Annotated in this window: 19 protein-coding genes; 7 read left to right on the top strand and 12 right to left on the bottom strand. The window is 70.7% G+C overall.

Annotated features, from left to right (window positions below; genetic code table 11):
- Complete coding sequence (locus KGQ19_RS37890; RefSeq protein WP_212018425.1) at window positions 1-723, bottom strand: hypothetical protein; 723 nt, start codon at window positions 721-723, stop codon at window positions 1-3.
- A 119-nt stretch (window positions 724-842) separates the two neighbouring features.
- Here KGQ19_RS37890 and deoC point away from each other — a divergent pair, with 119 nt between their 5' ends.
- The 4 genes from deoC (at window position 843) to KGQ19_RS37870 (ending at window position 4,645) form a co-directional block, all read left to right on the top strand.
- A complete protein-coding gene (deoC, locus tag KGQ19_RS37885) occupies window positions 843-1,784 on the top strand; it encodes a deoxyribose-phosphate aldolase (protein ID WP_212018427.1) in 942 nt (313 codons plus the stop codon).
- A 2-nt stretch (window positions 1,785-1,786) separates the two neighbouring features.
- The gene (locus tag KGQ19_RS37880) at window positions 1,787-3,220 is read left to right on the top strand and encodes an aldehyde dehydrogenase family protein (RefSeq protein WP_212018423.1); all 1,434 of its coding nucleotides are present in this window, start codon (window positions 1,787-1,789) and stop codon (window positions 3,218-3,220) included.
- Window positions 3,213-4,229: an aldehyde dehydrogenase family protein gene (locus KGQ19_RS37875; RefSeq protein ID WP_212018421.1), complete on the top strand. Its 1,017-nt coding sequence runs from the start codon at window positions 3,213-3,215 to the stop codon at window positions 4,227-4,229. Before KGQ19_RS37880 ends, KGQ19_RS37875 begins: the two co-directional genes overlap by 8 nt.
- A 71-nt stretch (window positions 4,230-4,300) precedes the next feature.
- A complete protein-coding gene (locus KGQ19_RS37870) occupies window positions 4,301-4,645 on the top strand; it encodes a hypothetical protein (protein ID WP_212018419.1) in 345 nt (114 codons plus the stop codon).
- Between the two features lie 110 nt (window positions 4,646-4,755).
- On the opposite strand, the gene KGQ19_RS37865 is transcribed toward KGQ19_RS37870, so the two are convergent.
- Complete coding sequence (locus KGQ19_RS37865; RefSeq protein ID WP_212018417.1) at window positions 4,756-5,571, bottom strand: hypothetical protein; 816 nt, start codon at window positions 5,569-5,571, stop codon at window positions 4,756-4,758.
- 195 nt (window positions 5,572-5,766) lie between these two features.
- Window positions 5,767-6,306 (bottom strand): SigE family RNA polymerase sigma factor, encoded by a 540-nt coding sequence (locus KGQ19_RS37860; protein ID WP_212018415.1) that lies wholly within the window; start codon window positions 6,304-6,306, stop codon window positions 5,767-5,769.
- A 116-nt stretch (window positions 6,307-6,422) separates the two neighbouring features.
- Between KGQ19_RS37860 and KGQ19_RS37855 the strand changes: the two genes are divergently transcribed.
- The 3 genes from KGQ19_RS37855 (at window position 6,423) to KGQ19_RS37845 (ending at window position 9,262) form a co-directional block, all read left to right on the top strand.
- Window positions 6,423-7,100: a response regulator gene (locus KGQ19_RS37855; RefSeq protein WP_212018413.1), complete on the top strand. Its 678-nt coding sequence runs from the start codon at window positions 6,423-6,425 to the stop codon at window positions 7,098-7,100.
- 75 nt (window positions 7,101-7,175) lie between these two features.
- On the top strand, window positions 7,176-8,735 hold the full coding sequence (locus tag KGQ19_RS37850) for an ATP-binding protein (RefSeq protein ID WP_212018411.1): 1,560 nt from the start codon (window positions 7,176-7,178) through the stop codon (window positions 8,733-8,735).
- The gene (locus tag KGQ19_RS37845; protein ID WP_212018409.1) at window positions 8,732-9,262 is read left to right on the top strand and encodes a hypothetical protein; all 531 of its coding nucleotides are present in this window, start codon (window positions 8,732-8,734) and stop codon (window positions 9,260-9,262) included. The genes KGQ19_RS37850 and KGQ19_RS37845 overlap by 4 nt, the downstream gene beginning before the upstream one ends.
- Window positions 9,263-9,648: 386 nt before the next feature.
- Here KGQ19_RS37845 and KGQ19_RS37840 read toward each other — a convergent pair whose 3' ends face one another.
- The 9 genes from KGQ19_RS37840 to KGQ19_RS37800 all read right to left on the bottom strand — a co-directional run bounded on the left by KGQ19_RS37840 (window position 9,649) and on the right by KGQ19_RS37800 (window position 20,457).
- On the bottom strand, window positions 9,649-10,317 hold the full coding sequence (locus tag KGQ19_RS37840; protein WP_212018407.1) for a hypothetical protein: 669 nt from the start codon (window positions 10,315-10,317) through the stop codon (window positions 9,649-9,651).
- A gap of 171 nt (window positions 10,318-10,488) precedes the next feature.
- Window positions 10,489-11,592, bottom strand: coding sequence for an adenosine deaminase (locus tag KGQ19_RS37835; protein ID WP_212018405.1), 1,104 nt, complete (start codon window positions 11,590-11,592; stop codon window positions 10,489-10,491).
- A gap of 9 nt (window positions 11,593-11,601) precedes the next feature.
- Window positions 11,602-12,891, bottom strand: coding sequence for a thymidine phosphorylase (locus tag KGQ19_RS37830; RefSeq protein ID WP_212018403.1), 1,290 nt, complete (start codon window positions 12,889-12,891; stop codon window positions 11,602-11,604).
- 11 nt (window positions 12,892-12,902) lie between these two features.
- Window positions 12,903-13,310, bottom strand: coding sequence for a cytidine deaminase (locus KGQ19_RS37825; protein WP_212018401.1), 408 nt, complete (start codon window positions 13,308-13,310; stop codon window positions 12,903-12,905).
- Between the two features lie 9 nt (window positions 13,311-13,319).
- Window positions 13,320-14,624, bottom strand: coding sequence for an ABC transporter permease (locus KGQ19_RS37820; protein WP_212018399.1), 1,305 nt, complete (start codon window positions 14,622-14,624; stop codon window positions 13,320-13,322).
- 64 nt (window positions 14,625-14,688) lie between these two features.
- Window positions 14,689-15,936: an ABC transporter permease gene (locus KGQ19_RS37815; protein WP_212018397.1), complete on the bottom strand. Its 1,248-nt coding sequence runs from the start codon at window positions 15,934-15,936 to the stop codon at window positions 14,689-14,691.
- A complete protein-coding gene (locus KGQ19_RS37810; RefSeq protein ID WP_212018395.1) occupies window positions 15,929-17,653 on the bottom strand; it encodes an ABC transporter ATP-binding protein in 1,725 nt (574 codons plus the stop codon). The genes KGQ19_RS37815 and KGQ19_RS37810 overlap by 8 nt, the downstream gene beginning before the upstream one ends.
- Window positions 17,654-17,684: 31 nt before the next feature.
- Window positions 17,685-18,833, bottom strand: a complete 1,149-nt coding sequence (locus tag KGQ19_RS37805; protein ID WP_212018393.1) for a BMP family lipoprotein — start codon at window positions 18,831-18,833, stop codon at window positions 17,685-17,687.
- A 343-nt stretch (window positions 18,834-19,176) separates the two neighbouring features.
- Entirely contained in the window at window positions 19,177-20,457 is a 1,281-nt protein-coding gene (locus KGQ19_RS37800) for an amidohydrolase (RefSeq protein ID WP_212018391.1), read from the bottom strand.
- Window positions 20,458-20,640: the final 183 nt, after the last annotated feature.

The raw sequence follows: 20,640 nt of genomic DNA, 5'->3' as shown, positions 1-20,640 counted from the left end.
CTAAAAAGCCCCCGCGACCGCCGCGACCACCAGCGCCAGACTCACCCCGAAAGGCGCCAGCGTGTACCAGGTCCACGTCACCTTCGTCGGCGCCGCCTTCTCCACCGACGTCGCGCACATCCGCTTGCGGTCGCGCATCTCCACCACGGCCTGGTCGGCGAAGGCCAGGGTCTCCACCGGGTCGTCGCGCAGCGTCTTGGGGCGGCCGTAGCCGGCGGCGCCGATCGCGCTGCCCGCCACGTCGCCGGCGCCGGCTGCCTGTTTGGCCGACTCGGCGCGGGCGGTGCGGACCTTCTTCGTTATGGCCCGGTCGGACTTGCGGCGCTCGTGCATCGAGACCGGGATGGCCCAGACGGTGAACTTGTGCGGCTTGCCCTCCTCGGCCACGGTCTCTACCACCGTGGACAGGCGGGCCGAGATGGCGTCCACGCGGGGCCAGCTGATGTCGATGCGGCGGAAGGGGTTGCGGATCGCCAGGCGGTCGGGGTGGCTGAAGGCGGCCGGGTAGAGGCCGCCGACCGCGCCGCAGACCATCATGAACAGGCCGATCGTGGAGCCGACCGGGTGCTTCTCCGAGCCGAGGCCGAACGCGAGCAGGAAGATCCCGCCGAAGACCACCAGCAGAACGCCGGTCCCGAGGGAGCCGACGGTGCGGTAGGAGGTGGGCTTCTCCACGGGCGACGCCGTCGCGCCGTCTGCCGGGGCCGGGGATTTGAGTCGCATACTCCCGATTCTGCCACCCCCCGTCCCACGCTCCGAGACCGCGAAGCGATTGTGACCAACCGGTGATCGGCAAGACCTGCCATTTCACCGGCAAGAGCGGCACGACTACCGTGGTCGGCGTGACCGCACAACTCGCCCTCGACGACGCGGGCCTGCGCCGCCTCCTCCACGGCCTGCCGCCGGTGGACCAGGTGGGTGCCGACGCCCGCGCCGCGCGACTGGGGACCCGATCTATCAAGACCACCGCGAAGGCCGAGGCGCTGGACCTGGCCGTGCGGATGGTGGACCTGACCACCCTGGAGGGCGCCGACACGCCGGGGAAGGTCCGGGCCCTGTGCGCCAAGGGCGCGCACCCCGAGCCTGATCAACCCGAGTGCCCGAGCGTGGCCGCCATCTGCGTCTACGGCGACATGGTCGCCACCGCCAAGGCGGCGCTGGCCGGCACCGGCATCAAGGTGGCCTCGGTGGCCACGGCGTTCCCGAGCGGCCGCGCGCCGCTGGCCGTGAAGCTGGCCGACACCGCCGCCGCGGTCGAGGCCGGGGCCGACGAGATCGACATGGTGATCGACCGCGGCGCCTTCCTGTCCGGCCGGTACGGCGCCGTCGCCGAGGAGATCGCCGCGGTCAAGCAGGCCTGCCGCACCGGCGGCCACGACGCCCACCTCAAGGTGATCCTGGAGACCGGCGAGCTGGCCACCTACGACAACGTCAAGCGCGCCTCCTGGCTCGCGATGCTCTCCGGCGCCGACTTCATCAAGACCTCCACCGGCAAGGTGAGCCCGGCCGCCACGCTGCCGGTGACCCTGCTGATGCTGGAGTCGGTCCGCGACTTCCGCGCGCAGACCGGCCGGCAGGTCGGCGTGAAGCCGGCCGGCGGCATCCGCACCGCCAAGGACGCGATCAAGTACCTGGTGACGGTGAACGAGACCGCCGGCCCGGACTGGCTGTCCCCGGACTGGTTCCGCTTCGGCGCCTCCAGCCTGCTCAACGACCTGCTGCTGCAACGCCGCAAGCTCGCCACCGGCGTGTACTCCGGCCCCGACTACGTGACGGTGGACTGACCATGGGCCTCTTTGACTACGCTCCGGCGCCGGAGTCCCGCTCGGTCGTGGACCTGAAGCCGTCCTACGGCCTGTTCGTGGACGGCGAGTTCGTCGACGGCTCGGCCGGCGCCTTCAAGTCGGTCAACCCGGCCACCGAGGAGGTGCTGGCCGAGGTCGCGATGGCCGACGCGGCCGACGTGGACCGGGCCGTGGCCGTCGCGCGCCGGGCCTACGACGAGGTCTGGTCCCGCATGCCCGGCAACGAGCGCGCCAAGTACATCTTCCGCATCGCGCGCATCATCCAGGAGCGGGCCCGCGAACTGGCCGTCCTGGAGTCGCTGGACAACGGCAAGCCGATCCGCGAGTCCCGCGACGTCGACATCCCGCTGGCCGCCGCGCACTTCTTCTACTACGCCGGCTGGGCCGACAAGCTCGGCCACGCCAACCTCGGCCCGGACCCCCGGCCGCTGGGCGTGGCCGGCCAGGTCATCCCGTGGAACTTCCCGCTGCTGATGCTGGCCTGGAAGGTGGCGCCGGCGCTGGCGTGCGGGAACACCGTGGTCCTCAAGCCCGCCGAGACCACCCCGCTGACCGCGCTGCTGTTCGCCGAGATCTGTCAGCAGGCTGATCTGCCGCCGGGCGTGGTGAACATCCTGACCGGCGCCGGGGCGACCGGCGCGGCCGTGGTCGGGCACCCCGGCGTGGACAAGGTGGCCTTCACCGGCTCCACCGAGGTCGGCCGCATGATCGCCAAGCAGGTGGCCGGGACCTCGAAGAAGGTGACGCTGGAGCTCGGCGGCAAGGCGGCCAACCTGGTCTTCGAGGACGCCCCGCTGGAGCAGGCGATCGAGGGCATCGTCGACGGCATCTTCTTCAACCAGGGGCACGTCTGCTGCGCCGGGTCCCGGCTGCTGGTGCAGGAGTCGGTCGCCGAGGAGGTCGTGGACCGGCTGCGGGAGCGGATGAAGACGCTGCGGGTCGGCGACCCGCTGGACAAGAACACCGACATCGGCGCGATCAACTCCGCCGAGCAGCTGGCGAAGATCCGGACCCTGACCGAGGCCGGCGAGGCCGAGGGCGCGACCCGCTGGTCGCCGCCGTGCGAGCTGCCCGAGCGCGGCTTCTTCTTCGCCCCGACCATCTTCACCGGCGTCTCGCAGGCGCACCGGATCGCCCACGAGGAGATCTTCGGGCCGGTGCTGTCGGTGCTGACGTTCCGGACCCCGGCCGAGGCCGTGGAGAAGGCCAACAACACCGCCTACGGCCTGTCCGCGGGCGTGTGGACGGACAAGGGTTCGCGGATCCTCTGGCTGGCGAAACAAATGCGCGCCGGCGTGGTGTGGGCGAACACGTTCAACCGCTTCGACCCCACCTCGCCGTTCGGCGGGTACAAGGAGTCCGGGTACGGCCGCGAGGGCGGGCGCCACGGTCTGGAGGCTTACCTCGATGTCTGAGACCAAGAAGGCTGAGACCAAGAAGGCTGACGCCAAGAAGACCCCGAAGGCCGGGAAGGCTGCGAAGGCCGCGAAGGCCGCGCCGCAAGCAGCCGTGGTGACGTCGCCGGCTCCGTCGCCGGCTCCGGCTCCGGCTCCGGCCACGCCGCGTTCCTCGGTCCGCAAGACCTACAAGCTCTACATCGGCGGCGCCTTCCCGCGCTCGGAGAGTGGACGAAGCTACGTGGTGACGGCACCCTCCGGCGAGTTCATCGCCAACGCGGCCCAGGCCTCGCGCAAGGACGCGCGGGACGCGGTGCGCGCGGCCCGGTCGGCGCAGGCCGGCTGGGCCAAGGCCACGGCTTACAACCGGGGCCAGATCCTGTACCGGATCGCGGAGATGCTGGAAGAGCGCCGTGACCAGTTCGCGCAGCAGATCGCGAGCGTCGAGGGCGTGAACGTGGCCGCCGGCTACGCGCAGGTGGACGCCGCGGTCGACCGCTGGGTCTGGTACGCGGGCTGGTCGGACAAGCTCACGCAGGTGCTCGGCTCGGCCAACCCGGTCGCCGGGCCGTACTGGAACGTCTCCTCGCCGGAGCCGACCGGCGTGGTGGCGCTGCTGGCCCCGGCCCGGCCGACGCTGCTCGGGCTGACCTCGGTCGTCGCCCCGGCGATCGTCGGCGGCAACGCCGTCGTGGTGGTGGCGCCGGACGCGGCCGCGGTGCCGGCGGTGACCCTCGGCGAGGTGATGGCGACGTCCGACCTGCCCGGCGGCGTCGTCAACATCCTGACCGGCGCCCCGGCCGAGCTGGCCCCGTGGCTGGCCTCGCACCTGGACGTGAACGCCCTGGACCTGGCCGGGATCCAGGCCGGCTCGACGCTGGCCCGGGACCTGGAGGTCTCGGCCGCGGAGAACCTGAAGCGGGTCGTGCGGCCGGCGGCCGGCTACGACTGGAGCGCCGATCCGGGGCTGGCGCGGGTGAAGCCGTTCCTGGAGACCAAGACGGTCTGGCACCCGGTCGGGATCTGACACCCCTCACCGGAAGTCACCAGTGGGTGCCCCGTCGTAACGGCGGGGCACCCACTGTCGTTGGAGCGGACATGTCCATCAACCCCCACTCCACCGCCCGGCGCGCCCTCGGCCTGGCCGCCCTGTCCGGCCTCGCCCTGGTCGCCGCCCCGGCCGCACACGCCGCGTCCCAGTCCTCCGACGCGCCCAGCGCCGACGCCGGCACCGCCACGGCCATGGCGACCTTCCACCAGGCCACCGCCGGGCTCGCCGCCACGCCGCTGTACCCGCTCGCCCACACGCCGCTGGATGTGCTGTCGAACAACCTGCACGTGCCGGTGGGCGGCATGGACCTGTCGACGTTCCCGGTCACCGCGCCGTTCCACGACGGGCTGCCGCTGGCGGAGGTCCCGGTGGTGGGCAAGCTCCTGCACTGAACGCCGAACGCTGAGGCCGAGGCCCTGAACGCTGAACACTGACACACCGGAAAAGCAGGAGGGCCGGCCCAAGGCCGGCCCTCCCCGTGGTTCCTGCTACGGACGCAACGTCACTCCGCGGTCCAGTTGCCGATCGGCAGCCCGCCATCCTGCTGCGGAGGCTGCTGCTGCTGCGGCGGTTGCTGCTGCTGCGGCTGACCCTGCGGCCCCGGACCCGACGGCACCGTCGGGATGGCCTGCGTCATCATCGCGTCGGCATCCTGCTGCGGCTGACCCCACTGCGGCTGCGGTTGCTGCTGCTGCGGCGCGGTCGGCTGCGGCGCCTGCTGCTGGGGCGGCGGGCCCCACGGCTGCTGCTGCGGCGGCGGACCCGCCTGCGGCTGCTGCTGCCACGGCTGCTGCTGCTGCGGGCCCGGGCCCCACTGCTGCTGCGGCTGCGGCTGCTGGAAACCGCCGACCGGCTTGGCCGGCTGGTGGTGATGCTGGAAGAAGCCCAGGACCAGCCAGGTACCGATGCCGTCGACCGCCAGCGCGCCCAGCGAGATGAAGAAGGTCGAGGTCTTGTCCCAGCCGGTGACGCCGTTGGCGCCGAGGGCGGAGAACAGCGCGACGACGCCGAACAGGTCCGCGACGCCCAGGGTGATCAACGACGCCAGCGTGATGACCTTGGCGTTCTTCAGATTCGACGGCAGGTGCGCCAGCACCACCCCGGCCACCACCGCGCCCACGACGACGATGTTCAGGAGGCTCCCGACCTCGCCCACGGCCCGGTCGGAGAAGGACGGTTTGATGGTGCCGAACCCGCTGTTGGTACCCTCACCCGGGCCGAACAAGAACGTGATGGTGTTGAACAGCGTGCTGATCGCGCCGTAGGCCAGCAGCACAAAGGCCGCCGGTTCGCGGAGGCGCTGAGCTATCGGAGGCATGACCTCGTTGCCCCTAACTGTGAGTCGGTCAGTCTTCGGCGAACAGCCTTCCACACAACCGGAGGCGCGGGAACACGAAACGCTCAGCTCATCGCGTTATCTATGGATTGACGCCGGTTTGCCTTTACCAAAGAAATACAAGCACCTAGTCCACTACGGGTCCGACTCGGGACCGCGACCGGCACTCAGACCTTGTCAGGCGGCCACCAGATCAGCGTGCAATGTCCGCACGGCGCCGTTCTCGCGCAGTTTCCTCAACGCGCGCCACAAGGTGGACTTCACCGTACCCACGGACATCCCGAGCCGCTCGGCGATCTCGGAGTCCGTGTACGAACCGTAGTAGCGCAGCGCCAGAACCTGCCGGTCGCGGTGCGGGAGCGCGGCCAGCGCGTGGTTCAGGACTGTACGCAACTCAATACGCTCGGTGTCCAGATCCCACACCGCCGAGTCCGGCAGCTCGTCCGAGGACGGGTACTCCTCGACCCGGTGCCGCCGCCACTGGGATATCTGGTGATTGGACATGGTGCGCCGCACATAGGCGTGCGCCACTCGCTTGTCGGCGATGCGGTGCCAGGCGCCGTAGACCTTGACCAGGCCTTCCTGCAACAGGTCCTCGGCATCGGCGGGGTTGGAAGTGAGCTGGCAGGCCGCGCGCAGCAGCGTCGAGCGGCGGGTCGCGACGTACTCCGTGAAGTCGTCGCGCGGGCCGCGTACGTCGGGGGCATGGTCCGTCATAGCTAGAAGGCTCGCCGTCGCCCTTCCGCGCTTCGTCCGCGACGTGTCACAGGAGTGCAACAGCCCTTACCTGAAGGCTTCCTGAGAGCCGCCCAGGTCAAGGCAGAATGGCACCCATGCCGTCCCTGCTCCTGGTCGAAGACGACGCCGCGATCCGTACGGCGCTCCAGCTGGCCCTGACCCGCCAGGGCCACCAGGTGGCCGTCGCCGCGAGCGGCGAGGAGGCGCTGGCCAGCTACAAGACCGTGCGCCCCGACCTGATCGTCCTGGACGTCATGCTGCCCGGCGTGGACGGCTTCGAGGTCTGCCGCCAGATCCGCCGCACCGAACAGCTCCCGATCATCCTGCTCACCGCCCGCAGCGACGACATCGACGTCGTGGTCGGCCTGGAGTCCGGCGCCGACGACTACGTCGTGAAGCCGGTCCAGCCCCGCGTCCTGGACGCCCGCATCCGCGCCGTCCTGCGCCGCGGCGAACGCGAGACCAGCGACATCGCGGTCTACGGGGACTTGACGGTGGACCGCTCAGCCATGACGGTGAGCAAGCGGGGCACCCCGATCCCGTTGACCCCGACCGAGCTGAAGCTGGTGATGGAGCTGTCCCGCCACGCCGGCCAGGCCCTGTCCCGCCAACAACTCCTGCGCCTGGTGTGGGAGCACGACTACCTCGGCGACTCCCGCCTGGTGGACGCCTGCGTCCAGCGCCTGCGCGCGAAGGTCGAGGACGTCCCCGCCGAACCGACGCTCATCAAGACGGTGCGCGGCGTCGGCTACCGGCTGGACCCGCCCCGATGAGCGCGGGTGGGCATAGTTTCGCCACGCAGGGCACTGGCTTGCCCACTCAGAGTCACGCCTGCTTGGGTGTGACCTGTGCTTAAGGAGAAACCCAAGGGCGGCTTCAAGGACAGCCCTAGGGACAAGCCGAAGGACGGCAAGGGCTCCGGCAAGCTGCCGAAGGTCCAGGAGCTGCCGCGCCGCGCCGACCGCGAGCGGCGGCGGCACAAGCGGCCGTTGCGGCTGACCGGGCTGCGGATGCGGCTGCTGGCGGCGTTCGCGGCGGTGGCGCTGATGACGTCGGTGGCGGTGACCGGGGTTTCCTATGTGCTGACGCGGCAGTCGTTGATGAACCGCGTTCTGGACACCGCCGAGCAGCAGTTCAAGGCGGCGGTCAACCAGAACGTCCAGCCGTTGGAGCAGGCCTCGCCTTCCACGCCCACGTCGACCACGACGACCAGCCTGTACTTCCTGGCGAACCAGCTGCAGCAGTCCGCCGGGGGCAACGGCTGGGTCGTGAACCGCGACGGGATGACCGTGGGGTCCACCAACCCGCCGATCCCCTACGACGCCGTCCCGGTGGACCTGCGAACCCACGCGCGCGATGGCATCGCCTGGCAGCGCACCACGGTGAACGGCCAGCCCACGCTGATCATCGGCAGCTCGGTGCAGCCCAACGGGATCGAGGTCTACGACTTCGTCAGCCTGGAGCCGCAACAGGAGGATCTGGACCGGCTCGGTCAGAACTCGGCGATCGCCGCGGCGATCGCGATAGCGATATCGCTGCTCCTGGGCCTGGTCGCCTCGCGGGGTGTGCTGCTCCCGTTGCGGCGCCTGGGGATCGCGGCCCGGCGATTGGGGTCCGGCAAGCTGGATACCCGGGTCGAGGTGCGGGGCAACGACGAGGTCGCGGACGTCTCGCGTACCTTCAACGAAACCGCCGAGGCGCTGGAACGCTCGATCGCGGAACTGCGGTCGTTGGAGGCCTCCTCCCGGCGCTTCGTCGCGGACGTCTCGCACGAACTGCGCACTCCGCTCACCGCGATGACCGCCGTCACGGACATGCTCGAAGAGGCGACCGACGTCGGCGACGAGAGTGCGCCGGCCGCCCAGCTCATCGTCAACGAGACCCGGCGGCTGGCCCGGCTCGTCGAGGACTTGATGGAGATCTCCCGATTCGACGCGGGCACGGCGGAGCTGCGCCGGGAGGAAATCGACCTGGTGGCGCTGGTGCAGGGCTGCCTGGACGCCCGCGGCTGGACCGGTCGTGTGACCCTCGGCGTTCCGGAGAGCATGGTCGTGGCCGTCGACAAGCGGAGGATCGACGTCATCGTGGCGAACATGGTCGGCAACGCCATAAAGCACGGCGGCGACGGTCCGGTGGAACTCGGCATCGGCGTGCTCGGGCCGAACCTGGTCCTGCAGGTGCGGGACCATGGACCAGGCATCCCACCGGACGCCCTGGAGCACATCTTCGAGCGCTTCTACAAGGCGGACAAGGCGCGGGTCCGTTCCGAGGGCAGCGGTCTGGGGCTGTCGATCGCCTTCGAGAACGCCCACATCCACGGCGGCGAACTCACCGGCGCCAACCACCCCGAGGGCGGCGCGGTCTTCACGCTGCGGCTCCCCTTCCTGCAGTCCGGAGTCCAGCTGTGAAGCGCCTTGCCATCGCCGCTGTGCTCGCGACGGGTCTGGGCCTCGTGGCGACCGGCTGCGGCGTGCAGCCCACCGGCGTGAACGTCGCCCAGACCGCGCCGTTCAGCGCGCCGGGCTCGGGCAGTTCGCCATCTTCCTCACAGTCCCCGGCCGCCTACCAGATGACGCTGTACTACATCCCCGTCACAAGCGGCTATCTGATTCCGGAGATCCACCCCTTCGCCACGAAGCCGGGGATAAACGACCTTCTCCAGGCGCTCAAAACCACCGACGACGAACAGATGGTCACCTGGGTCCCGCAGGATCTCAAGCTGATACCCACGTCCAACGCCCACCAGTACTACGCGTCCACCACGGAGAAGCTGAACTCCCAGGCCCTGGATCAGCTGGCGTGCACGTTCTCCGCCTATTGGCGCCGGTTCCCGGACCCGGGCAAGCAACCCTCCGCCTGGATCATCGTCCCCGGCGGCGGCGGAACCAACGGCTGGGACGACTGCTCGGGCCTGCTAGGGCAGACGCCCGGTTAGAAGGCGGCCTCGGGCCGGGCCGGCGGCGACTGAAACGCGACGGCCGCGCGACCCCCGTCTCGGGGATCGGCGCGGCCGCCGGAAAGATCAACTATCGAAACCGGCAACGCGGCCGGGTTGGGTCCGTGCCCTGATGCACGGGTGGCATCCGGGCCGACGGTCTTCACTGTCGGCGGCCCGGGTTCGGGTGGGGAAAGTTCTCGTACCGCGGCGGGGTCTGCGCCGCGGTGGTGGTTCGCGCCGTCCTCAGTTGCCTGATTCGCCGCTGGTCCGGCGCGGTGTCGGCGGACTATCGGTGGGCTCTGATTCAGTTCTCCGAATGCCGTCGGCGAAGGGATCGGAGCTTGCCCGACGGCGTTGGCACATCGGTGGATCCGGTTCGGGTCTCAGCCGCCGAGGCCCGCCAGGCCGCCGGTCAGACCGCTGAGCGGCAGGCCGCCGCCGAGGCCGCCGATGACCGGCAGGCTCCCGCCGGGGCCGGCGAGCTGGCCGGCGATCGGCAGGCCGTGCAGGGCGTTGGTGACGGTGTCCAGCGGACCGGTCTGCGCGTTCGGGACCGGGGCCGCGGCCGGGGCCGCCGGGGCCTGCGGCAGCGGTGCCGCGGCCGGCGGAGTGGCCGGGGCCGGGGCGGCGGCCGCGGGAGCGGCGTGGAAGGGCGCGGCGTGCACCGGGGCCGCGTGCTGCGGGGTGTACGTCGCGCGGCCCGGCATCGGGCGGCTGCGGCCCACCGGCAGCTCGCCGAGGTCCGCGTAGCCCAGGCCCGGCAGGGAGTCGGCGGTCGGCGAGGCGCTGTCCAGCATCCCCGACATCTGGCCCACCACCGGCAGGCCGGACAGCGGGATGCCGGCGATGGTGCCGTGGTTGTGCGCCACGGCGCCGACGACGGCCGGCACGGCGTTGGTGGACACCGGCAGACCGTTGCCGTCGAGCCCCGGCAGCCCGGAGTCGGCGGCGCTGGCCTGGCCGGCCGCGACCGCCGCCCCGACGGCGACCAGGCCGACGGTGCCGGCGGCTACGCTCAGACCGCGGAGCGCGCTGGGAGTGACCTTCGACATCGGTGATACCTCGCGGATTGCATAGGGGACCGCGATCACGGCGTGCGATGCGGCGGATACGCAAATTACCGACAACGGCTCGGCGAAGCCAACACGTCCTCCGCCGAAAAGGTGGTTCCCAGGCCTCATAACAGAACGCCGTGCGGGCCATTGCCGGCCCGCCGCATCCCCTTAAGCCGGGTTCGCGGACTCCTGGTCGCGGAGCCGTTCGTAGGCCGGTTTCACCTGCTCGTTGATCAGCTCCAACCGCTGGTCAAAGGGCAGGAACGCGGACTTCAGCGCGTTTATCGTAAACCACTGCATGTCCTCCAGCGTGTAGCCGTGGGCCTTGTGCAGTTCGGCGAACTCGCGGGTCATCGAGGTGGAACTCATCAGCCGGTTGTCGGTGTTCACCGTCACCCGAAAGTGCAATTCCCGGAGCAACCCGATCGGGTGGGATTCGTAGGAGCGCGCCGCCCCGGTCTGCAGGTTCGAGGTCGGGCACATCTCCAGCGGGATCCGCTTGTCCCGCACGTACGCCGCCAGCCGGCCCAGCGTCGCCCTGCCCTCGGCGTCCACCAGGATGTCGTCCATGATGGTGACGCCGTGCCCGAGCCGATCGGCGCCGCACCACTGCAGCGCCTCCCAGATCGAGGGCAGCCCGAACGCCTCGCCGGCGTGGATCGTGAAGTGGAAGTTCTCCCGGCGCAGGTACTCGAAGGCGTCCAGGTGCCGGGTGGGCGGGTAGCCGGCCTCGGCCCCGGCGATGTCGAACCCTGACACGCCCCGGTCCCGGTGCCGCACCGCGAGTTCGGCGATCTCCGAGGAGCGCGCGGCGTGCCGCATCGCGGTCAGCAGGGTGCCGACGCGGATCGGGTTCCCGGCGGCCGCGGCCCGCCGCTCGCCCTCGCGGAACCCGGCGTCCACGGCCTCGACCACCTCGTCGAGGCTGAGCCCGGCCTCCAGATGCTGCTCGGGCGCGTACCGGGACTCGGCGTAGACCACACCGTCGGCGGCCAGGTCCTCGGCGCACTCGGCGGCCACCCGGAACAGCGCGTCGGCGTGCTGCATCACGCCGACCGTGTGGTCGAAGGTCTCCAGGTAGCGCGGCAGCGATCCGGAATCGGCCGCCTCGGCGAACCAGCGGCCCAGGCCCTCGGCGGTGCCGTCGAACTCCGGGAGGCCGGTGTATCCGTACTGGTCGGCCAGTTCGATGACCGTCTGCGGGCGCAGACCACCGTCGAGGTGGTCGTGCAGCAGGGCCTTCGGAGCCCTGCGAATCAGCTCTTCATCCATGGACAGACATTACCGGTTGGAAGCGGCGACGCGATCCAGAACCAGCGGCGGGCGGGTGAACTCCGTCCCCTCGTCGGCGAATTCACAAGCCCCGGCCAGGCTTTCCAGCGCGGTGTCGAACGTCTCCGGAGTGTCGGTGTGCAGCGTGAACAACGGCTGACCGGCCTTGACGGTGTCGCCGACCACCGCGTGCCACTGCACGCCGGCCCCGGCCTGCACCGCGTCCTCCTTGCGGGCCCGGCCCGCACCGAGGCGCCAGGCCGCCACGCCGACCTTGAACGAGTCCATCCCGACCAGGACGCCGGCCCGCTCGGCGGTGACCACGTGGGTCTGCTTCGCGACCGGTAGTTCGGCATCCGGGTCGCCGCCCTGGGCCCGGATCATGCGCTTCCAGGAGTCCAGGGCCGAGCCGTCGGCGAGCTTGTCCGCCGGATCGGCGCCGTCCAGACCGGCCGCCGCCAGCATCTCCCGGGCCAGCGCCAGTGTCAGTTCCCTGACGTCGTCCGGGCCGCCGCCGGACAACACCTCGACCGACTCGCGCACCTCCAGCGCGTTGCCCGCGGTGCGGCCCAGCGGATTGTCCATCGCGGTGATCAGCGCGGTGGTGGCCACGCCGTGGTCGGTGCCGAGGGCGACCATGGTCTCGGCCAGCTCCCGGGCGTCCGCGAAGTCCTTCATGAACGCGCCGCTGCCGCACTTCACGTCCAGCACCAGCGCGCTGGTGCCCTCGGCGATCTTCTTGGACATGATCGAGGACGCGATCAGCGGGATCGACTCGACGGTCCCGGTGACGTCGCGCAGCGCGTACAGCTTCCGGTCGGCCGGGGCCAGCCCGTCGCCGGCCGCGCAGACCACCGCGCCGGCGTCGGCCAGTACCGCCAGCATCTCGGCGTTGGACAGCCGGGCCCGCCAGCCCGGGATCGACTCCAGCTTGTCCAGGGTGCCGCCGGTGTGGCCCAGGCCGCGCCCGGACAACTGCGGCACCGCCGCGCCGCAGGCCGCCACCAGCGGGGCCAGCGGCAGCGTGATCTTGTCGCCGACGCCGCCGGTGGAGTGCTTGTCCACGGTCGGCCGGGTGAGCGCGGAGAAGTCCATGCGCTCGCCGGAGGCGATCATCGCCTGCGTCCAGTGCGCGATCTCGCGCCGGTTCATCCCGTTCAGCAGGATCGCCATCGCCAGCGCGGCCATCTGCTCCTCGGCCACCCGGCCGTCCGTGTAGGCGGCGAGGATCCAGTCGATCTGCTCGTCGGTGAGTTCCGCGCGGTCGCGCTTGGCCCGGATGACGGTGATGGCGTCCATGTGCGGTTTCCCTAGCTGTGCGTGCTGAGGTTGTCCGGGCCGAAGGCCCGCGGGAGGAGTTCGGCCAGGCTCGTGGGCGGCGTATCAGGACCCAGATCCACCACCAGCTCGCCGCCGCCGGACTCGAAGAGCAGCTGCCGGCAGCGCCCGCAGGGCATCAGCGCCGCGCCCGCGCCGTCGACGCAGGCGAAGGCGACCAGCTGCCCGCCGCCGGAGGCGTGCAGCGCGGACACCAGGCCGCACTCGGCGCACAGCGTCAGGCCGTAGGAGGCGTTCTCCACGTTGCAGCCGCTGACGATCCGGCCGTCGTCGACCAGCGCCGCCGCGCCCACCGGGAACTTCGAGTACGGCACGTAAGCGTGCGCCATCGCCTCACGCGCCGCGGTGCGCAGGGCGGCCCAGTCGATCTCGGTATTCATCGGATCAGGTTAGCCCTTGATGTAAGGCTTGCCGTCGGCCGCGGGGGCCCGCACCCGGCCGATCAGACCGGCCACCGCGAACAGCGTCGCCACATACGGCAGCGTGGTCAGCAGGTCCGAGGGGATCGGCAGCTGGAGCGAGGAGGTCTGGCTGGCCAGCGCGTCGGTGAAGCCGAACAGCGCGGCCGCGGCCAGTGCGCCGAACGGCGACCAGCGGCCGAAAATCACCGCGGCCAGCGCGATGAAGCCCTTGCCGTTGGTCATGTTCTCCGTGAAGTTGCCGACGTTGCCGACCAGCCACGCGCCGCCCAGGCCGGCGAAGGCGCCGCCGAGCATCACGTTGCGGTAACGCAGGCGCAGCACCTTGACCCCGACGGTGTCGGCGGCGGCCGGGTGCTCGCCGACCGCGCGGGTCCGCAGACCCCAGCGGGTGTGGAACAGGCCCAGGTGCACCAGCACCACCAGGAACACCGCGATGTAGACGATCAGCGGCTGGTCGAACGCCACCGGGCCGATCACCCAGATCGAGGCCAGGCCCGGGATGCGCACCGTGGTGAACGGCGTCAGGTTGTTGTACGAGTTCTGGTTCGTCTGCATCAGCGACTTGAACAGGAAGCCGGTGACGCCCAGCGCCAGCAGGTTCAGCACCACGCCGAGCACCACCTGCTCGATGAGGTAGCGGATGGCCAGCACCGCCAGCAGCAGGCCCATCAGCGCCCCGGCCAGCACGCCGGCGATGACGCCGATCCACAGGCTGTGCGTCGCGGTGCCGACCAGCGCGGTCATGAAGCCGCCGAACAGCAGCTGCCCCTCGATCGCGACGTTGACCACGCCGGAGCGCTCGCTGACCACGCCGCCGAGGGCGCCCAGGACCAGCGGCACCGCCGCGATCACCATCGAGTCCAGCACCGACGGCAGGATCAGCCGCTCGCCGCCCTTGGGGTCCGCGGCGCTCCAGGCCATGAACGCGAAGGTGAAGCAGAACAGGACCACCGAGGTCCCGATCAGCCGCCAGCGCCGGGGCAGCTGCACGGCCAGCCGCGCCGCGCCGAGCAGGACGACCGCGACGGCCAGCGCCACGATCACCGGCCGGGCCGGGAACACCCAGTCCGGGACGTGCGTGCCCTGCTTGGACACCAGCGTCATGCCGAAGGTAGTGCTGGCCCCGTGGGCGGTGCGGGTGCCCAGGCCGAAGCCGAGGAGCATCACCAGGCCCATGATGATCTGCGTGGCCCCGGCGGTGTACCGCCGGGTGTCCGCCTCGGTGCCGCCGGCTATCGCGGTCGGCGCGGCGGCGATCGTCGCTACGGCCATCAGTGGACCTCCACCATCGAGGCCGCCTGGGCCGCTTCGGGAACGTACGTCGACAGAGCGCGCATCACACCGCCTCCGCCGCGGAGTCGACCGCGGTGGCCGGGGCGACGGACGGCGCGGCACCGGTACCGCTGCCGCTGGCCTCACCGCGTCGCACGTCCCGCAGCCGGAAGATCTCCTGCACCAGCTTCGGCGCGGCCACGAAGACCACGATGACGGCCTGCACGACGGTCACCACGTCGTGCGGAACGGTCGGCGTGGTCGCGGCCTCCATCGCCACGCCGCCGGCGTCCAGCGCGCCGAACAGCAGCGCGGCCAGCGCCACCCCGACCGGCTTGCCCCGGCCCAGCAGCGCCACCGTGATGCCGGTGAAGCCGATGCCGTTGTCCAGGGTGGTGGTCATCGCGTGCGAGGCCGAGAGCGTGCCGCTGATCTGGGTCACGGCCACCAGGCCCATCAGAGCGCCGGCCAGCAGCATCGCGTAGACCTGGTTGCGGGACACCGAGATGCCGGCGGTGCGCGCCGCGTCCGGGTTGGAGCCCAGGGCCCGCAGCCGGAACCCGAGCGTCGAGCGCGACATCACCCACCAGACCAGCAGCACGGCCAGGATCGCCAGCACGGTCGAGAAGTTCAGCTCCGGGCTGCTGCCGTGGATCGCCGGCAGCAGCGCGGTGTCCTTGACCGGCTTGCTGATCGCGTCCTGGCGGTTCGGGTCGTGGAAGGCCTTGGTCTTGATCAGCCAGGCCAGCACGCCGAGCGCGATGTTGTTCAGCATGATCGAGCTGATCACCTCGTGCGCCCCGAACCGGGCCTTGAGCAGCCCGGTCAGCCCGCCGACCAGCGCACCGCCGATGATGCCGGCGATGATCACCAGCAGCACGTGCAGCGGCATCGGCGCCGAGATGCTGAAGCCGACCCAGGTGGCGCAGACCGCGCCGATGATCAGCTGGCTCTGGCCCCCGATGTTGAACAGCCCGGCGCGGAACGGCAGGGCGACCGCGAGCCCGGCGAACACCAGCGGGGTGGCGTCCACGATGGTGTTCTCGATCGGCCGCAGCGCCTGCTTGGCGTGCGGGTCGTAGACCGCGCCGTGGAACATCGCGGTGTAGCCGTTGGCGACCTTGTCCCAGGAGCCGCTGAGCGCGTCGGTGGGGTGCTGGAAGAAGTAGCCCCACTCGCTCAGCAGGTGCTGGTCGGACAGGATCATCAGGACGCCGCCGATCACCACCGACAGCACGAAGGCCAGGACGGTGACGGTGACCGTGTTGGCCGAGCCGATCCCGGCGAGTATTCGCTTGAGGCGGTCACTCATCGGCGCTCTCACTGCTCTGGTCGGCGGGCTCCCGCTCGGGGGCCCGGGCGGCGGCCTCGGCCGATTCTTCGGCCGACTTCTCGGTCGAGGCTTCGGCCGGGGTTTCGGCGGCGGGCTCGGCGGGTGCTTCGATTTCGCCGGCTGCTTCGGCGTCGGTTTCGGAGGTCGGCTCTGCAACTGCTTCGGCGTCGGTTTCGGCAGCCGCCTCGGCCTCGTCCCCCGAACCGCCGGCCATCAGCAGGCCCAGCTCCTCGTTCGAGGTGTCCGGCGGCACGATCCCGACGATCTTGCCCCGGTACATCACCGCGATCCGGTCCGACAGCGCGGTGATCTCGTCCAGCTCGGTGGACACGATCAGCACCGGCTTGCCGGCGTCGCGCTGCTCGATGATCCGCTTGTGGATGAACTCCATGGCGCCGACGTCGACGCCGCGGGTCGGCTGCGAGGCGATCAGCAGGCTGGGATCGCGCTGCAGCGCCCGGGCCACGACCACCTTCTGCTGGTTGCCGCCGGACAGCGCGCCGGCCGGGGTGCGCTCGGACTCGGCGCGGATGTCGAACTCGGCCAGCCGGTCGGCGCCGTTCTTCGCGATCGCGTCCAGGTCCAGGGTCAGCAGGCCGCCGAACGGCTTCTTGTCGAACTGGTCCAGCACCAGGTTCTCGGCGATGGAGAAGTCCGGCACCAGACCGTCGTGCTGCCGGTCCTCCGGCACGTGCCCGAGGCCCTGGCGCAGGACCGCGCGCGGCGAAGCGCCGACCAGCTGCCGGCCGAACAGCTCGGCGGAGCCGGTCGCGGCGCGCAGCCCGGTCAGCGCCTCGACGAGTTCGGTCTGGCCGTTGCCCTGCACCCCGGCCACGCCCAGCACCTCGCCGGCGTGCAGGTCGAAGCTGACGTCGTCGACCGCCAGGAAGCCGCGGTCGTCCGTCACCTTCAAGTCCCGCACACTCAGCGCGACCTCGCCGGGCTCGCGCGGCTCCTTCTCCACGACCAGCCGCACGTCCCGGCCGACCATCAGCGAGGCCAGCTCGCGCGCCGAGGCGGTGGGCTCGGCGCTGCCGACCACGGTGCCGCGCCGGATCACCGTGATCCGGTCGGCGATCGCCCGGACCTCGTTCAGCTTGTGGGTGATGAAGACGACGGACTTGCCGGCCGCCTTCAGCCCGCGCATGACCGTGAACAGCTCCTCGGTCTCCTGCGGGGTGAGCACGGCGGTCGGCTCGTCGAGGATCAGCACCTCGGCGTCCCGCATCAGGGCCTTGACGATCTCGACCCGCTGCTGCACGCCCACCGGCAGGTCCTCGACCAGCGCCTCGGGGTCCACCGGCAGGCCGTAGCGGGCCGAGACCTCCTTGACGTCGGCCTTGGCCTTGCGCCGGTCCAGCCAGCCCAGCGGACCGCCGCGGGACTCCTCGTTGCCGAGCACCAGGTTCTCGGCGACGGTGAACACCGGGACCAGCATGAAGTGCTGGTGCACCATGCCGATCCCGGCCTTGATCGCGTCACCGGGCGACGTGAACTCGCGCGTCTCGCCATCCACCACGATCTGCCCGGAATCCGGGGTCAGCAGACCGTAGAGGATGTTCATCAGGGTCGACTTGCCGGCCCCGTTCTCGCCCAACAGGCAGTGGATCTCACCGGGTTCGACGGTCAGGTCGATGGCGGAGTTCGCCGCCACCGACCCGAACGTCTTGGTGATGCCACGGAGTTCCAGTCGCATCGGTCGTGATCGCTTCTCGAAGGGGGCGGCGTTACTTCGGCTGGGACGGCGACTTGATCTTGATCGCGCCGCTGGTGATCTGCGCCTTCAGCGCGGTGATCTCGCTCTGCAGCGCGGACGGGATCGCCGAGCCCAGCTGCTGGCCGTAGACCAGGTCGGTGCCGCCGTTGGACAGGTCCAGGACGTCCTGGGTGCCGCCCTTGAAGTTGCCGGCCGCGGCGTCCTCGACGACCTTCTTCACCGAGGTCTCGATGCCCTTGGTGACCGAGGCCAGGAACACCGAGCAGTCCTCGGAGTCCGAGACACAGCCGTCGGTGTCGACCCAGATCACCTTGGCCTTGCCGGCCTTGGCCGAGGCGGTGGCGCCGCGGCCGGCGCCGCCGGCGACCGGGAAGATGACGTCGGCGCCCTGGTTGATGAAGCCGTCGGTGATCGACTTGCCCTTGTTGGTGTCCGTGAAGGAGTTCGCGAAGGTGCCGCTGCCGGGGTTGGTCTCATCCCAGCCCAGGACCTTGACGCTCTTGCTCTTGGCCTGGTTGTAGTACTGGACGCCTTCCCAGAAGCCGTCCATGTAGATGGTCACCGGCGGGATGTTCTGGCCGCCCCAGGTGGCCACCACACCGGACTTGGAGGACGCCGCGGCCAGGTAGCCGGCCAGGAACGCGCCCTGCGCGGTGTTGAACTCCAGGCCGTGCACGTTCGGGATCGGCTTGTTGGTCTTGGTGTCCGCCGAGCTGTTGTCGACGATCGCGAAGTTCTGGCCGGGCTTGGCCGCGGCCTGGCTGTCGGTGGCGTCGGCCATCAGGCCGCCGACGGTGACGATCAGCTTGCAGTTCTGGCCCTCGAGCTGCGTGATGTTCGGCACGTAGTCGTTCTCGGTGGTGGACTGCAGGTACTTGACGGTCGCCTTGCCGTCGCTCTGCGCGTCCTGCATGCCCTTCCAGGCCGAGGCGTTGAAGGAGCGGTCGTCGATGCCGCCGGTGTCGGTGACCATGCAGGCCAGGAAGTTCGCGTTCGAGGCCGAGCCGGACGACGAGGACGAGGACGAGGTGGAGGACGACGAACCGGTCGAGCTCGTAGAGCTCGAAGCGGCGGGCGTCGACTTAGAGCCACAGCCCGCGGCGGCCAGGGCCACCACGGCCGCGGTGGCGGCGATCCTGGTCATGTTGGTGGTGCGCACGGCTCCCCCTCCAGATTTCTGCGAAAACACAGCTTCGAACACAGCCACGATGTGGACAACGGTAGACAGAGTAAGCAGGGCGCCCCTGTTGGTCAGTCAGTTCAGCGCTTACGGGGCCACATCGCAATACACCTGTGATCCCGGAACGTGCGATCGTTTTCGGCATGATCGCACGACGCCGCCGGGGGATTACGGGGCGCACGCACCAAGCGCCGACTAAGCGCGCGAAAGCGGCATAGGGCACCAAGATTCCGTCGGTGCCCAGCCCAAGTGCTGTTCAAGGCGTTCGCGGGTGTTCGCCGCGCGTTGAGCTTCCGTTAGGTTTGCGCCGGGCCGGTCGTCGTCAGCTGATCCAGTCGCACAGCGCGGCGGTCGCGAGCATCCGCACCCCGGCCCCGATCGCGCCCTCGTCGGCGACGAACGTGCCCTGATGCAGATCGCGCACCATCTTGTCGCCGGGGGTGCGCACCCCCAGCCGGGCCATCGCGCCGGGCACCTTCTGCAGGTACCAGGCGAAGTCCTCGCCGCCGAGGGACTGCGGGGTGCTGACCACCGCGGTGGTGCCCAGGGCCCGGGAGGCGGCGGTGCGCAGCAGGGCCACCGACTCGGCCTCGTTCACCACCGGCGGCACGCCCTGCACGTAGTCCAGGGTGTGCTTGACCCCGAACTTCGCGGCGATCGCGTCGACCAGCTCGTGCACCACGTCCGGGGCCTGGTTCCAGGCGTCCTGGTCCAGGGTGCGGATGGTGCCCTTGGCCGAGCCGGTGCCCGGGATGGCGTTCGGCGCGCTGCCGGCCGCGATCTGGCCCCAGACCAGGGACAGCCCGGCCCGCGGGTCGATGCGCCGGGACAGCGCGGCCGGCACCTCGGTCACGATCGAGGCCAGCGCGTAGACCAGGTCGGCGGTCAGGTGCGGGCGCGAGGTGTGCCCGCCGGGGCCGTCCAGGGTCAGCGACACCATGTCGCAGGCCGCGGTCAGGGCCCCGGTGCGCAGCCCGACGTGGCCGACGTCCAGCTTCGGATCGCAGTGGACGGAGAGGATCTTGCTGACCCCGGCCAGCGCGCCCTCGGCCACCAGGTCCAGCGCCCCGCCGGGCATGACCTCCTCGGCGGGCTGGAAGATCAGCCGCACCGGGCGCTCCAGCCGGCCCTGCCGGGCCAGCTCGGCCAGCGTCAGCCCGGCGCCGAGGACCACGGCGGTGTGGATGTCGTGCCCGCAGGCGTGCATCACCCCGGGCACCCGGGACCGGAAGTCGAGGTCGTTGACCTCCTCGACCGGCAGCGCGTCGATGTCGGCCCGGAAGGCCAGGAAGGGCAGCCGCTCGCTGCCTGGGCCCTTGCGGCCTGGGTCGGTACAACCCGACGGCACGATGTCGCACACCAGACCGGAGCCCGCCGAGCGGACCCGCGGCGCGAGCCCGGCCCGCTCCAGACGGGCGGCGATGGCCGCGGTGGTCCGGAACTCGCCGCGGCTCAGCTCCGGGTTGGCGTGCAGGTCCCGGCGGAAGAGGACCAGCTCGGGCTCGAGGTGCCCCGCGACGTCCAGGACGTGCGCGTACTGATCCGTCGGGTGTGACGCCGGGGCCGAGTCGCTGGCGACCGGCACTTCGTGAGCCTGGTCCATTGCCCAAGGGTAGGCCCCGGGCGGGGCGCGGCGGGGGCAGTCTGTCAAATGATGCGCTGATCGGGTGAAGAAGATCGCGACTTTCTGACCCGATAGGAGGATTGCGCCATGGCCCACATGGGTAGGAAAGCGAATCACCGACCTGGTCATGTCAGGGTGACGGATTGTGAAGACCCGCAGGCC

Source organism: Catenulispora pinistramenti (assembly GCF_018274385.1).
GTDB lineage: Bacteria > Actinomycetota > Actinomycetes > Streptomycetales > Catenulisporaceae > Catenulispora > Catenulispora pinistramenti.
Note: the sequence above shows the minus strand (reverse complement) of the source record. Positions and strands in the feature narration are given on the sequence as shown.

Excerpts from the sequence above, each read along its gene's own strand:
- KGQ19_RS37890 (WP_212018425.1), bottom strand. The coding sequence starts at position 723 with ATGCGACTCAAATCCCCGGCCCCGGCAGACGGCGCGACGGCGTCGCCC.
- KGQ19_RS37880 (WP_212018423.1), top strand. The coding sequence starts at position 1,787 with ATGGGCCTCTTTGACTACGCTCCGGCGCCGGAGTCCCGCTCGGTCGTG.
- KGQ19_RS37875 (WP_212018421.1), top strand. The coding sequence starts at position 3,213 with ATGTCTGAGACCAAGAAGGCTGAGACCAAGAAGGCTGACGCCAAGAAG.
- KGQ19_RS37870 (WP_212018419.1), top strand. The coding sequence starts at position 4,301 with ATGTCCATCAACCCCCACTCCACCGCCCGGCGCGCCCTCGGCCTGGCC.
- KGQ19_RS37865 (WP_212018417.1), bottom strand. The coding sequence starts at position 5,571 with ATGCCTCCGATAGCTCAGCGCCTCCGCGAACCGGCGGCCTTTGTGCTG.
- KGQ19_RS37860 (WP_212018415.1), bottom strand. The coding sequence starts at position 6,306 with ATGACGGACCATGCCCCCGACGTACGCGGCCCGCGCGACGACTTCACG.
- KGQ19_RS37855 (WP_212018413.1), top strand. The coding sequence starts at position 6,423 with ATGCCGTCCCTGCTCCTGGTCGAAGACGACGCCGCGATCCGTACGGCG.
- KGQ19_RS37840 (WP_212018407.1), bottom strand. The coding sequence starts at position 10,317 with ATGTCGAAGGTCACTCCCAGCGCGCTCCGCGGTCTGAGCGTAGCCGCC.
- KGQ19_RS37835 (WP_212018405.1), bottom strand. The coding sequence starts at position 11,592 with ATGGATGAAGAGCTGATTCGCAGGGCTCCGAAGGCCCTGCTGCACGAC.
- KGQ19_RS37830 (WP_212018403.1), bottom strand. The coding sequence starts at position 12,891 with ATGGACGCCATCACCGTCATCCGGGCCAAGCGCGACCGCGCGGAACTC.
- KGQ19_RS37825 (WP_212018401.1), bottom strand. The coding sequence starts at position 13,310 with ATGAATACCGAGATCGACTGGGCCGCCCTGCGCACCGCGGCGCGTGAG.
- KGQ19_RS37820 (WP_212018399.1), bottom strand. The coding sequence starts at position 14,624 with ATGGCCGTAGCGACGATCGCCGCCGCGCCGACCGCGATAGCCGGCGGC.
- KGQ19_RS37815 (WP_212018397.1), bottom strand. The coding sequence starts at position 15,936 with ATGAGTGACCGCCTCAAGCGAATACTCGCCGGGATCGGCTCGGCCAAC.
- KGQ19_RS37810 (WP_212018395.1), bottom strand. The coding sequence starts at position 17,653 with ATGCGACTGGAACTCCGTGGCATCACCAAGACGTTCGGGTCGGTGGCG.
- KGQ19_RS37800 (WP_212018391.1), bottom strand. The coding sequence starts at position 20,457 with ATGGACCAGGCTCACGAAGTGCCGGTCGCCAGCGACTCGGCCCCGGCG.